This is a genomic window from Moritella marina ATCC 15381, from assembly GCF_008931805.1.
Classification (GTDB): domain Bacteria; phylum Pseudomonadota; class Gammaproteobacteria; order Enterobacterales; family Moritellaceae; genus Moritella; species Moritella marina.
The window spans coordinates 275,504-288,520 of sequence record NZ_CP044399.1; the positions used below are offsets into that span (position 1 = coordinate 275,504).

The 13,017-nt window shown below is 39.4% G+C and carries 12 protein-coding genes; 11 read left to right on the top strand and 1 reads right to left on the bottom strand.

Annotation, left to right across the window (positions count from 1 at the left end; translation table 11 throughout):
• The 11 genes from flgL (at position 1) to FR932_RS01400 (ending at position 12,132) form a co-directional block, all read left to right on the top strand.
• Positions 1 to 1,239, top strand: coding sequence for a flagellar hook-associated protein FlgL (gene flgL / locus FR932_RS01350; protein ID WP_019440873.1), 1,239 nt, complete (start codon positions 1 to 3; stop codon positions 1,237 to 1,239).
• Positions 1,240 to 1,364: 125 nt separating this feature from the next.
• Positions 1,365 to 2,183 (top strand): flagellin N-terminal helical domain-containing protein, encoded by an 819-nt coding sequence (locus tag FR932_RS01355; RefSeq protein ID WP_019440874.1) that lies wholly within the window; start codon positions 1,365 to 1,367, stop codon positions 2,181 to 2,183.
• A 495-nt stretch (positions 2,184 to 2,678) separates the two neighbouring features.
• Entirely contained in the window at positions 2,679 to 3,506 is an 828-nt protein-coding gene (locus FR932_RS01360; protein ID WP_019440876.1) for a flagellin N-terminal helical domain-containing protein, read from the top strand.
• A gap of 379 nt (positions 3,507 to 3,885) precedes the next feature.
• Positions 3,886 to 4,704: a flagellin N-terminal helical domain-containing protein gene (locus tag FR932_RS01365; protein ID WP_019440877.1), complete on the top strand. Its 819-nt coding sequence runs from the start codon at positions 3,886 to 3,888 to the stop codon at positions 4,702 to 4,704.
• Between the two features lie 59 nt (positions 4,705 to 4,763).
• The gene (locus tag FR932_RS01370; RefSeq protein WP_019440878.1) at positions 4,764 to 5,177 is read left to right on the top strand and encodes a flagellar protein FlaG; all 414 of its coding nucleotides are present in this window, start codon (positions 4,764 to 4,766) and stop codon (positions 5,175 to 5,177) included.
• 91 nt (positions 5,178 to 5,268) lie between these two features.
• Positions 5,269 to 6,663 carry a flagellar filament capping protein FliD gene (fliD, locus tag FR932_RS01375; RefSeq protein ID WP_019440879.1) on the top strand — a complete coding sequence of 465 codons (1,395 nt, stop codon included), beginning with the start codon at positions 5,269 to 5,271 and terminating at the stop codon, positions 6,661 to 6,663.
• Between the two features lie 48 nt (positions 6,664 to 6,711).
• Positions 6,712 to 7,134 (top strand): flagellar export chaperone FliS, encoded by a 423-nt coding sequence (gene fliS, locus FR932_RS01380; RefSeq protein WP_019440880.1) that lies wholly within the window; start codon positions 6,712 to 6,714, stop codon positions 7,132 to 7,134.
• Between the two features lie 2 nt (positions 7,135 to 7,136).
• Positions 7,137 to 7,454, top strand: a complete 318-nt coding sequence (locus FR932_RS01385; RefSeq protein ID WP_019440881.1) for a hypothetical protein — start codon at positions 7,137 to 7,139, stop codon at positions 7,452 to 7,454.
• Between the two features lie 9 nt (positions 7,455 to 7,463).
• The gene (locus tag FR932_RS01390) at positions 7,464 to 9,575 is read left to right on the top strand and encodes a motility associated factor glycosyltransferase family protein (protein ID WP_019440882.1); all 2,112 of its coding nucleotides are present in this window, start codon (positions 7,464 to 7,466) and stop codon (positions 9,573 to 9,575) included.
• 92 nt (positions 9,576 to 9,667) lie between these two features.
• Positions 9,668 to 10,852 carry a Bcr/CflA family multidrug efflux MFS transporter gene (locus tag FR932_RS01395; RefSeq protein WP_019440883.1) on the top strand — a complete coding sequence of 395 codons (1,185 nt, stop codon included), beginning with the start codon at positions 9,668 to 9,670 and terminating at the stop codon, positions 10,850 to 10,852.
• The gene (locus FR932_RS01400; protein ID WP_019440884.1) at positions 10,852 to 12,132 is read left to right on the top strand and encodes a CinA family nicotinamide mononucleotide deamidase-related protein; all 1,281 of its coding nucleotides are present in this window, start codon (positions 10,852 to 10,854) and stop codon (positions 12,130 to 12,132) included. Before FR932_RS01395 ends, FR932_RS01400 begins: the two co-directional genes overlap by 1 nt.
• A gap of 105 nt (positions 12,133 to 12,237) precedes the next feature.
• On the opposite strand, the gene FR932_RS01405 is transcribed toward FR932_RS01400, so the two are convergent.
• A complete protein-coding gene (locus FR932_RS01405) occupies positions 12,238 to 13,011 on the bottom strand; it encodes a hypothetical protein (RefSeq protein ID WP_019440885.1) in 774 nt (257 codons plus the stop codon).
• Positions 13,012 to 13,017 lie beyond the last annotated feature (6 nt).

The following is a 13,017-nucleotide window of genomic DNA, read 5'->3' on the forward strand; positions in this document are numbered from 1 at the left end:
ATGAGAATAACCAACAATCAAATCTTTTCACGCTCGATGCAAGATATGTCACAAACGCAAAAACGTTTGAATACAGCGCACTCGCAAGTAACCTCACAAGAGAAGTTTCGTACTTCGGGTGATGCGCCAGCTGAAGTGGCTAAATCGAACTACTTGAATGATGAAATCAAAAAAAATACCCAGTATCAAACGAATGGGTTAATGCTCAAGGGGACACTGGGTTTAGAAGAAACAACCCTTAATAACTTACACACAGCAATGGAACGTGGTCGTGTACTTTCTGTTCGAGCGCTTAATGGTACGGTTGATAAGCAAGATAGGTTTGCAATTTCATTAGAAATTGGCCAAGTACAAAAAGAAGTGTTCAGCTTAGTTAATACTAAAAATGCCAATGGGGATTTTATTTTTTCAGGTACCTCGGCACATTTACAAGCGTATGCAAAAGATGAACAAACAGGGCAGTACACTTACCGCGGTAATGAACAAGATAATGACATTCAAATTGCCACCAATGTTTATGTTAATGGTGGCGATAATGGTAAACGTGTATTTGAATCAGCTCCCGCGCGATTAGTGATGAATACGGCTAATTTGACCGGTAACGTTACCGCAATAGAGACTGAGGTTGTCAATCAGGGGCAGTTCGATAATTTTCATGCCAGTAATTATGATCATAATAATCCTGCGAATAATACCTTTAAGTTGAATGTTATCGGCCCCGTGATACCGGGTAATAGCGATACGTTTGAAGTACTTGACAGTAGTAACGCTGTATTACAAAGCGGTAGTTTCACCTCAGGTCAGGGTATTCAATTTAATGGTGTCAAGATTATGGCAACAGGTGGCGCTGTTGGTAGTGTCGATATTTCATTGTCAGCACCTGACAATGAAAATATCTTGAACACACTTGAAACCTTAAAAGAATCATTACTTGATACGTCGCTCTCGAAGGAGGGATTTAGGGAGCGAATGGCTGATGCTCAAGTGGGTATTGAGAATGCGAAATACTCAGTGATGTCAACGATGTCAACGATTGGTGGCCGTAATAATACGATTGAGCGTGTTACTCAATCAAATGAATCATTTAAAGTTATTAACCAAGAAGCAATGGCAATTCTTACCGAGGCAGATCTTGCCGCGGCAATGACTGACCTGACTAAAGAGCAGAATGTGTTAGAGATGAGTTATAAGTCATTTAATAAAATCAACAACTTAAGCTTATTTAACTCGATTGCTTAATTTGGCACACAATTTGCTTTTTATTTAATCAATGAATATATAAATAATTTATAGATTAACCGTTAAGCATGGCGTTAATAAAATCATGTCATTGCTTAATCACGTTACACACAGAGGGAAAACGAATGGCTATATATGTAAACACTAACGTTGCATCTTTAAACTCGCAGCGTAATTTAACGAATTCAACAAATGATCTGCAAACATCATTTGAACGTTTATCATCGGGTAAACGTGTTAACTCTGCAGCAGATGATGCGGCAGGTTTACAAATTGGTTCTCGTTTAGAAGCACAAGTTAATGGCTTAAATCAAGGCGCACGAAATGCCAATGATGGTATCTCAATGGCGCAAACAGCTGAAGGTGCGTTAGACGAAACAACAAACATGCTACAACGTATGCGTGTTCTTTCAATTCAATCAGCGAATGGTTCGAATAGTGCCGCTGATCGAACTGCGTTAGATAAAGAATTTGGTCAATTAAAAGATGAGATTAATCGTGTTGCTCAAGATACGACATTTGGTGGTGAGACGCTACTTGATGCATCGTTTAATAATAACTTTCAGGTTGGTGCTGATGCTAACCAAGTGATTAATGTTAAAATTACGACAGCAATGAATACGACAGGTTTATCGATTAACTCTGCAAGTATTGCTTCTTCGGGTACTGCGCAAGGCGCGATTGCTGATTTAGACAGTGCGATTGCACAGGTAACTGATATTCGAGCTGACCTAGGTGCGAAACAAAACCGTTTCTCATCAACGATTCGTAACGTAACGAATATTGCTGAAAACGTATCAGCGTCAAAATCTCGTATTATGGATGCTGACTTTGCTGCTGAATCTGCACAGCTTGCGCAAAATCAAGTATCGCAACAAGCAGCGAGTACGATGCTAAGTCAAGCGAATCAGCAATCACAAGTTGCTATGTCGCTATTAGGCTAAGAGGGCGGGCTCCCTCTGGCCCCTTTTGGGGCCGCCTAATATATTGCTTTTACCTATATCCTTATCGCGATAGCCCTTATTAAGCGTATAGGTAAAAGTATTTTTTATCACTATCTCTTCCTCGGTTCTTACCACTAGCACTATCCAGTTTCGTTTTTTATGCTTGTTATTATCGACACTATGTCACTCGACTGTTTCACACAGCACCGGTCCCGTACTTAAATTAATTAACGTATTCGCGTAATTCTGTTTATGAACTATTTTTCTTTAGTATATTCGCGGCACTCGGGCGGCAATTTTTTGGCTTTAGCGGAAAGTAAGAGGGGGGGGGTCAGTGATGTTGATATGTTCCAATGTATCAAAACAAAATAAAAAGCCTTTAAATCAATCTGTTATGTTTTTTGTTTTTTATATTTAGGTCTTTGGCACAGTGATTGCTATATCTTTAGATATATAAAATTTATTTAATTTGAAATAGCGAAGAAGGAAGATACCGTGGCCTTATATGTAAATACAAATGTAGCATCTTTAAATTCACAACGTAATTTGACGAACTCTACAAATGCGTTACAAACATCATTTGAGCGCCTATCTTCTGGTAAGCGTGTAAACTCTGCGGCAGATGATGCAGCAGGTCTGCAAATCGGATCCCGCCTAGAATCTCAGGTAAATGGCTTGAATCAAGCGTCACGAAATGCCAATGATGGTATTTCGCTTGCGCAAACAGCGGAAGGGGCATTAGACGAAACAACAAATATGCTCCAACGTATGCGTGTGCTGTCAATTCAATCTGCCAATGGTTCAAACAGCGATGCTGATCGCGTGGCACTTGATAAAGAATTTGGTCAGTTACAAGAAGAACTTAACCGTGTTGCTGATGATACAACATTCGGTGGTATGGATTTACTTAACGCGACCTTTGATCAAGATTTTCAAATTGGCCCAGATGCCAATCAAATTATTAATGTAAAAATTACCACTAACACAAACGCAGCAGGTTTAGGGGTAGGTTCAACAATGGCAAACCTGCTTTCTGCTGGTACAGCACAGGCCGCTATCATCAATATTGATTCGGCGATAGCAAAGGTAACGGACATTCGTGCAGACTTAGGTGCGAAACAAAATCGTTTTTCTTCGACGATTCGTAATTTGTCTAATATTTCAGAAAATGTGTCAGCGTCTAAATCACGTATTATGGATGCAGACTTTGCTGCCGAATCAGCAAAACTGGCGCAGAATCAGGTATCACAACAAGCGGCAAGTACGATGCTTAGCCAAGCTAATCAGCAATCGCAAGTGGCGATGTCATTACTGCAAGGCTAATAACAACAAACTCATGATCATATTATTTTGGCTCGCAAGAGCCAAAATAATATCGCACGCACTAAATGACCCACCCTTTATTTAACCTCATGCTTAGCCTATTTTTGATTTACAGTCTCTGTCATTTCATATTTTTATGATTATCAATAATATAACAATTCTATTAAATAAATTGAAGAACATTAACGTACTGAATAATAATGGTTTTATTTATTTTATTATCTCTTTAAGAAAAAAATCATAAAAAAAACAAAATATCTCTAAAGGATGTATTTTTGGTGTCGATAACTTTTATGACAATACAAATAACCGATTATGAATAAGGGCTGTATTCTATATACACAGCAGTCCTTTACAGGATTTCTTTTAGGAGACGAATATGGCTGTTTATGTAAATACCAATGTAGCATCTTTAAATTCACAACGTAACTTATCGAATGCGACTAACGAATTACAAACTTCTTTCGAACGTTTATCATCTGGTAAACGTATTAATAGCGCTGCTGATGATGCTGCTGGTTTACAAATCGGTTCACGTTTAGAGTCACAAGTAAACGGTTTAAACCAGGGCGCACGAAATGCTAACGATGGTATTTCACTTGCACAAACTGCTGAAGGTGCGTTAGACGAAACTACAAATATGCTACAACGTATGCGTGTACTTTCAATTCAATCTGCCAATGGTTCAAACAGTGATGCTGATCGTGTCGCGTTGGATAAAGAGTTTGGTGAATTAAAAGAAGAAATTACCCGTGTATCAACGGATACTACCTTTGCAGGTGAAGAGCTACTTAATGGTTCATACGCTGCTGATATCCAAGTAGGTGCGGATTCTGGTCAAACAATTAACCTTACTATTTCACAAGACATGGGCGCTGCAGCACTTGGTTTAACAGCAACAGTGACGCTTTCTTCTGCTGGTGGCGCACAGGCTGCAATTGCGAAATTAGATTCAGTACTTGCAGTTGTCACTGACACTCGTGCAGAACTGGGTGCGAAACAAAATCGTTTCTCATCAACAATTCGTAATATTACTAATATTTCTGAAAATGTTTCAGCATCTAAATCACGTATTGTTGATACAGATTTTGCAGCAGAATCTGCTCAATTGGCACAAACGCAAGTTCAGCAACAAGCCGCTAGCTCAATGTTAAGCCAAGCGAATCAATCGTCACAAGTAGCATTATCTCTGCTGTAAACGGTTAAGTTTATTTTTGCCCTGCACTTTGCGGGGCATTTTAGTCTTTGGGGGTTACCATGTCCATTGATAATAGTATGGATAATAAGAGCACTCGTTTTTATCCCGACCCTGTAATGACAAAAGAACCTGTCATTACCAATCCTGCCGTTTTAATTTCACCTAGTGAAAACCCACTTCCTGAAAAAACACCTCTATCTATCCCTAAACTTGCTAATGATATCGATCTGGAACAAAAATTGCTTGAAGCAAAGGATACACTGCAAGCTCATTTCGATGCTAATAATAAGAAGTTAAATTTTAGTGTTCATGACGATACAGGTCGTATGCTTGTTAAAATTGTGGATCCTGATAGTGGTGAAATACTCAAAGAGCTACCATCAGAGGAAGTATTGAAAATGGCTGCTAACATTGAAAAGTTTCAGGATAATGTATCAGCTAGACCAGGGCTTTTATTTGATGAGATGGTCTGATTTTTATAGCGAGATAGAATAATCGAATGTTTAATATAAGAGGCAAATAATTGCCTCTTATATTATCTAAAGATGAAAATTAAGGATATGTATGGCTGGTATAACGATGGCAGGCTCAGGTTCTGGTTTAGATCTTGAATCTATCATTACCTCATTTGTAAGCGCTGAAAAAATGCCAAAAGAATCTCGATTGGATAAGAAAGAAGTCGCAGTTACCACTGAGCTATCTGGTGTTGGCACCTTAAAGGCTGCACTTGCTGATTTTAAGGCGACATCTGCGCAACTCGGTAATACAGATTCTTTTTTTCAGAGCAAAACAAATATTCGTTATCAGGGGCGTAATGTCGAGCAGGCGTCAGCCGATGCTGGTAGTGATAGTGCTGCTTTACCTATTACCATTCAAACAAAAGGCGTTGTGCCTAAAGGTGCATTTGATGTTGAAGTGAAACAGCTTGCTCAAGGTGCACGTTTAGAATCTGATTTTTTACCTGATCGAGATTCTAAACCTGGTCAAGGTATGCTGTATTTTGATGCGGGTAAAAATACCTTTCAAGTGGATGTCAATATCACTGATACCCTGCAAGACATTCAAGTTAAAATTAATGAAGCGCCTGATAATTACGGTATAAGTGCTAATGTTATTAGTTCTGATGTCGGTGCTAAAATTATCTATACCTCGGATAAAACGGGTAAAGAAAATGGCTTAACCGTGTTCACTTCTGACTCAAGTCTTAATCGTATTTCATCAAGCATGGTAGGGCAGCAGGCCACAGATGGAATTATTACCATTGATGGTAATATGATAACCAAAGATAGCAATATCTTTAATCATGCTGTATCTGGCGTGACAATCACCGCCAATAGTTTGACGAACCTTAACGAGCCTGCCAACTTTTCAACTGCGACAGATCATGCAGCTGTCGAGGATTTAGTGTATGGATTTGTTGACGGTTATAATAGCTTGATGGATACGATCAACGTGTTAACGAACCCTGAAACGGGGGTGTTGAAGTTAGACCCTACAGCTCGTAGTGTGAAACAACAACTGCAGACGATTACCGGTGGCGTAGTTGAAGGCGCTAATAAGCAGCTAAACACACTATATTCTGCCGGTATCTCCCTGGAAGAGGGGGGGATGTTGTCTATCAGTCCATTTGGTAAAAATGGTGGTCAATCGGGCACTCAGCGTTTAAATGATGCCGTGAGTAATTCATTAGACGATCTTGGCAAACTTTTTGCAGGGGATAATGGTATTGCCGCACAAGTTAATAAGGTATTGTCTGAGAGCTTAGGGAGTCGAGGCATGATCTCCATGCAGCAAGATATGCTAAATGGTAACTTGCGTGATATTGAAGATGATCGCATTAAGTTAGACGAACATATTTCATCATTTGAAAATACATTACGAAAAAAATACACAGCTTTAGATAATACGGTTACACGATACAACGCCACCGGTGATTATATTCGTAATGTATTAGGCTAGTGATATAATTTCTTAATATTTATATACATTAATAGTTAGGTAAAAAGCATGAGAGCTAATATAAGACGTTATCAGCAAGTGAGTCGTGAAAGTGGTATTTCTACGGCTGATAATCATCAGGTTATTTTTATGTTGTTACAGGGATTGCTAGACTCTGTTGCTGTCGCAAAGGGCTGCATTTTACGCAAAGATATTGAAGGTAGAGCAAAAGCGATTAATAAATCAATTAATATTACATCGGGTTTAATTGATGGTATTAACCATAAAATCCACCCTGAGATCGGTGAAAATTTTGATGCCCTATACCGTTATATCCAACTGCGTTTAAATGATGCGTCATTAGAGCAGTCGGTAGAGCCATTAGATGAAATTACGACGCTCGTGACACCGATTAAAGATGCGTGGCTAAATATCCCTCAAGCAGAAAAATTAAAAGCAGAGTCGATCCGTAATCAAGGTCGCGGTGCCTAATCATGGCTTGTACTGACGTTGAATTGATGGCTAATATTAAAGCGCTATCGGCAGATGCAAACGCCGCTATTAGTGCTGAAGAATTGACTCTGTGTGATGAACTTTTACTTCAACGTCAGTATTTAATTGAGCAATTAGTCGCGTTAGCTAACCCTGCTCAATGTCCTCGTTCACACGCTTTTTTATTGCATATTATGGCTGAAGATCAAACGCAAATTACGCGACTAAATACATTAAAGTCAGGCATTGAATCTCAACAAGTTACCACTAAACGTAGGTCTAAATCGATTAATCGGTATCTTGCTATTAAACAGTTTTAGGTTGTTATTATGAATCAATTAAACGTCGATATTGCAGCTCAGATTGCTGCCTTAGAGTCACAGCAAGCACAGCGTAAAAAGCAGGTCAGTTTAGCATATGAAATCGATGCGATTCATGCTGCAACTCAGCCGAAAGTAGATCCTATTGCTTTATATGAAGCCAATATGCAGGCTTTTCAGGATTATATCCCTGATATTTATAACGTATTTATGACCTATCAACCAGCTAAATTCGAATTAGCACAAGTGGATGAGTTGTTACACTTGGTTGATATCGATAATAACTTTGTACTGGGGGAAGAATATTTCCGTGATAGTTTGATTGATTTTGAACAATATCGTATTAACCCTAAGATGGCTCGTCTTGATTTTATTAAAGAAGCTGATTCAGTCGCTGATTTTATTCATGTTAAATATTTGAACCAGTTAATTAGACTTTGGAGTGCTTCTCACGAGAAACATAAAGAAGAATTTATCTTACCTGAAGCAATCAATATGATGGTTTGCTTTGGTTTAGGCTTAGGTTATTTCTTACCTGAAATGCTCAGTAAACATAGCGTTAAACGCTTGTATATTTATGAACCTGAAAATGATTTTTTCTACGCGAGTTTATTTACGCTCGATTGGGCTGGCATTTTAAAACAGCTTGATGAGGATGGCGGCAGCATTCATTTCTGCCTGGGTGCGAATGAAGATGAATTTTTTACTGATATCTCTAATGAGATGATGGCCAAAGGACGTTATGATGCGACGTTTAACTTTTGCTACCAGCATTATCAAAGTGAACAAGTCAATAAGGCATTAGAAAAATTCAATGCCCAGAATTATCATATCGCATTTGGTCTGGGTTTTTTTGATGATTCATTATTAGCGTTAGCACATCAATACCATACCCTCAATAATCATATCCCTTTACTGGCAAAAACAACCCCTTTACCAGAGAGTGAGACACTACCGGTATTTATATTAGGTAATGGCCCATCGCTGGATGAACATATTGATTACATTATAGCGAACCGTGAAAAGGTCATTCTCGCGAGTTGTGGCACGACACTACGCGCCTTATATCAATATGGTATCAAACCTGATTTTCATCTGGAAATGGAGCGAACGAAACAAACCTATTCAGTATTAAAAACGATTGGTGATGATGAATACGTAAGATCGATACCCTTGTTAACATTAAATACGATCACACCTGATGTAACTGATTTATTTGATCGTCAGTTAATGGGCTTGAAAGCGGTGGAACCATCAACTTACATTCTTCAGAACGAAGAACTTGGCTTTGATAAGGATCGTTTGGCGTTATTAACATATTCAAACCCGACTGTTTCCAATCTTGCGCTTTCTTACTTTACCCAAATGGGTTTTAAAAACATTTACTTATTTGGTGTGGATCTTGGCTTTAGCGGTGAAGCGCATCACAGTAAGAAAAGTATTTATTATGATGATGCTGGTGATGATAAATTATTGTTTGATAAAAAAGCCTTGTCTGGTTTTGTTGCCCCCGGTAATCATGTAGACGAAGTTGAAACAACGATGATTTTTCAAATGTCGGCAAAAGGGCTTGGTGAGTTATTAACTTTCCACCCAGATGTAAATTGCTATAACCTAGGTAACGGCATCAAAATTGACAATACGATCCCAGCCTATACTGCAGACATTTCATTGCCTGATGTGGCATTGAATAAAGTCGAGTTAGTTGACCGTATGTTAGTGCACTATGCTTCAGATACCCGAGATTTGGCGGTGCAATACAGCGCGGTGTTAGCGCAAAACGTATTTGCAGACTTTGTTGATGAAATGCTCGCCTTAATAAAGCCGACGGTTGAAACGCGTTATGATGCTCTGCAACAATTACATCAACAATTCATTTTGTTACACAGTAAATATGATACGCAACACTCATTTTTAGTTGAGATGTTACGCGGCACTATGCAGCACTGTCATGGGATGATAATTAAAGTATTATTGTTACCTGCTGATGCTGAAGTGGGGTTAGTCGCTTATCAACAGGCTATTGATATCTTCACTGCCTACTTGGAAGAGGCGAAAGAAAAATACTTGCGCGAACTATTTAAAAAGGATAATACCCAATTAGCTAAAGACTGGAATTAAGCTGTCGTGTAAAGAAGCTTAAAAATGATAAAACTGCATCTTGTCATAGTTTCGGTATATACTCATAAGCCATTCTAATCACTTGGCTTATGATGAAAACTTATTTTTTAATTCCTTTTCTTGCATTACTATCAGCATTAACGCCGCTTGCTGTTGATATGTATTTACCGGCAATGCCAAGTATTGCCGGTGATTTCAATGTCTCTATTGAGATCATTCAAACCACACTCAGTACCTACTTATTAGGCTTTGCCATTGGCCAACTCTTCTATGGCCCATTAGCGGATAGCTATGGTCGTAAGCCTGTGCTTATTTGCGGACTTGTCACGTATTTGATTGCCAGTATTGGCATTGTCTATGGTGATTCGATTGAACAATTTAAATGGTTACGATTACTGCAAGCTATCGGTGGCGGCGCTGCCTCTGTAGTTGTTAGCTCATTATTGCGCGATCTCTTTTCCGGCTCGATGTTTTCTAAAATGATGTCTTATGTCGTGCTATCAATGACACTTGCTCCTTTGGTCGCGCCGTTAATAGGTGCGCAGTTATTGGTGTGGTTTAGCTGGCCGAGTATTTTTGTTGCCTTGGCGATATTGACATCGATATGCTTGTTGGTGAGCTATATTGGTATTAAAGAAACGTTGCCTAAAGAACGTCGTGTGGCCTTTAATTTACCGCAAGTATTTCGTAATTATGGACTTATTTTACGTAACCGTAAAGTACTTGGCTTGATGCTATGTGGCGGGTTTAATGTTTCCGGCATGTTTGCTTTTTTAACCGCATCGCCGTTTGTTTATATAGAGTACTTTGGTATTGATGCACAAGATTACGGTTATTTGTTTGCGTGTAATATTTTAGGCATGATGGTGGTGACTTGGATGAATGCTAAAATCGTCATGCGTTTTGGTTATCAGCAGATTTTACGTGCGGGTATTATTATTAGCGCTGTGGTGTCGGTATTGTTTTGGTTGTTAAACATGAACCTGACATTTGGTTTAGCTGGATTAGTTGTTTCTACCGTTGCTTATATCTCGTTAATTAGCCTTATTGGTTCAAACGTGATGACAGGGGTATTGGCAGAATTCCCACATATATCCGGTACAGCATCGGCATTATCTGCCACTATTCGCTTTGGTTTTGGCGCGATATCTGGACTCGTGATTAGTATATTACATGATGGCACGCCACTGCCTATGATTATGGTGATCAGCGGTTGTGGGATCCTATCGTTTCTCAGCTATTTTATATTGACGGAAAGAGCAAATAAGGACAGTTAATGCGTATTGAATTTATTAGTACTGGTGATGAAGTATTATCAGGTCAAATTGTCGACACCAATGCGGCGTGGATATCACAACAGTTTTTTGACCAAGGTCGAACGTTCACTCGTCGTCATACGGTTGCTGATGATTTAGCCTCGCTGATCGATATTATCACTGAAACCAGCCACCGTGCTGACGTGGTGATCATGAATGGTGGTTTAGGGCCGACATCTGACGATTTAAGTGCTGAGGCCGCCGCAAAAGCAATGGGTGTACCATTAACGTTATCGCAAGCATGGTACGACCATTTAGTCGCTAAATATGCAAAATCGAATCGTAGCCTATCTGTGAGTAATGAAAAACAAGCTTGGTTACCGCAAGGGAGTGAAGTGGTTGATAATCCAGTGGGTACGGCATGTGGTTTTAGCTTCAAGTTTAACCGCGCACGCTTTTATTTTACGCCTGGTGTGCCAAGTGAATTTAAGCATATGGTAGCAGAGCAAATATTACCGGATATTCAACAACGTTTTGCGACGGTGAGCGTGCCGACTTTAATCAAAATTAAAACCTTTGGTATTTCTGAATCGGTACTGAATGAGCAATTGCAGGCGTTAAACCTACCGGATTCAATTACCTTGGGTTTTAGAGTTGATTTTCCCATGGTAGAAATCAAACTACTGTCGACTAACAGTGCTGATTTGCAGCAGGCAAGGGCACGAGTTGTTGCAGAAATAGCTGATTTCATTCTCTTTGAAGGTGACTTTTCGTTTGCTGAATATTTGCAAAAAATGATGTTAGATAAAGGTAAGACCTTGTCGCTTGCAGAGTCATGTACTGGTGGCATGATAGCGAGTGAATTAATTGCCGTAGCTGGTAGCTCCGGTTATCTCGATTCAAGCCATGTGACTTATAGCAATGAATCTAAAAGCCGTTTAGTGAATGTGAAACAAACGACACTGGCTAACCATGGTGCAGTATCAATCGAAGTTGCAGCCGAGATGGCTGAGGGCGCAATGCTCAATGCTGGTGTTGATTTTGGGATCGCGGTTTCAGGTATTGCTGGCCCTGGTGGCGGCAGTGATGAGAAACCGGTTGGTACGGTTGCTTTTGCATTGTCCAGTAAAACAGGGACTTATAGTCAGTTGTTATTTATCCCTCGTTGGAGCCGTCAAGGTATCCGTACGGTGGCGTTATATATCGCATTGGATATGTTGCGACGGGCGTTATTAGGATTAGATTTAGCGGCAGAGTTTGGTTCTGTAGAGCGCCGAGATGAACGTGTCGAGGAGAAATAATATACCAGTAGATAAGAGGGGATTAGTCAGGTAATTACGTTGTGATCGGGTGATCACAACGTCTGCTATCTTCTTCGTTTTAAGCTGGAGCCTTATTCTTATTTGTTACCATTTTTGTTTTGGTTGGAACAATAAGTCTAATTCGTTCTTTTCATCTTCTTTTTCTTGGCGATCTTTTAAATCATCTGAAGATGCTTGCGTGAGCTGCTCATTAACGTCGTTAAGTAAAGACATTAAGGTTTGTTGTTTAGTCGTCAGCGCTTCATTTTTATCATTGATATTGTTTAAGGTATCTATGCCTTTACGTAGCAATTGCTTACAAGAACCAAATTGACGCGTAGCACGCGCTTCGTAGGCTCGCTTTAATAAGTTATCAATATTGACATTCAGCTGCATTAATTCAAGTTTACGATCTTCAATAACAAAGGTTTGAGTGTTTAGCTTACTTTTGGCATGCTCTGCACGTAATACCGCACGAATTTTTTTAATTTGTTGCAGTAATACAATCGCCTCTCGATCGGAATTTGGCGAGCGAAACATTTTTTCTTCACTTTGCCCAGGCGCTTCTTTTAATTGCGCCATTTGTGCTTTCACATTCGTCAAGCGCTGTCGTACTTGTGGTAAACTTGGATCCATGTGTAATGTCGCGGCAAGTGAGTCATGCATACGGCTGTGCAGCACTAATGTAAGAACTTTACTGTACGGTAATGATGTGGCGTTGAGTAGCAATTCTTCAGTTTCTTGAATAACTTGTTTATGTTTGATGATGATCTGACGTTTTTCAGTCTCGGCTTTACGTTTGAATTGTAAAATGATGTTATAGCCGATCACTAAAAAAAGTAGCACAGCAATGGCGATGACTATAAGGGTAAGCTTCATTGTGTA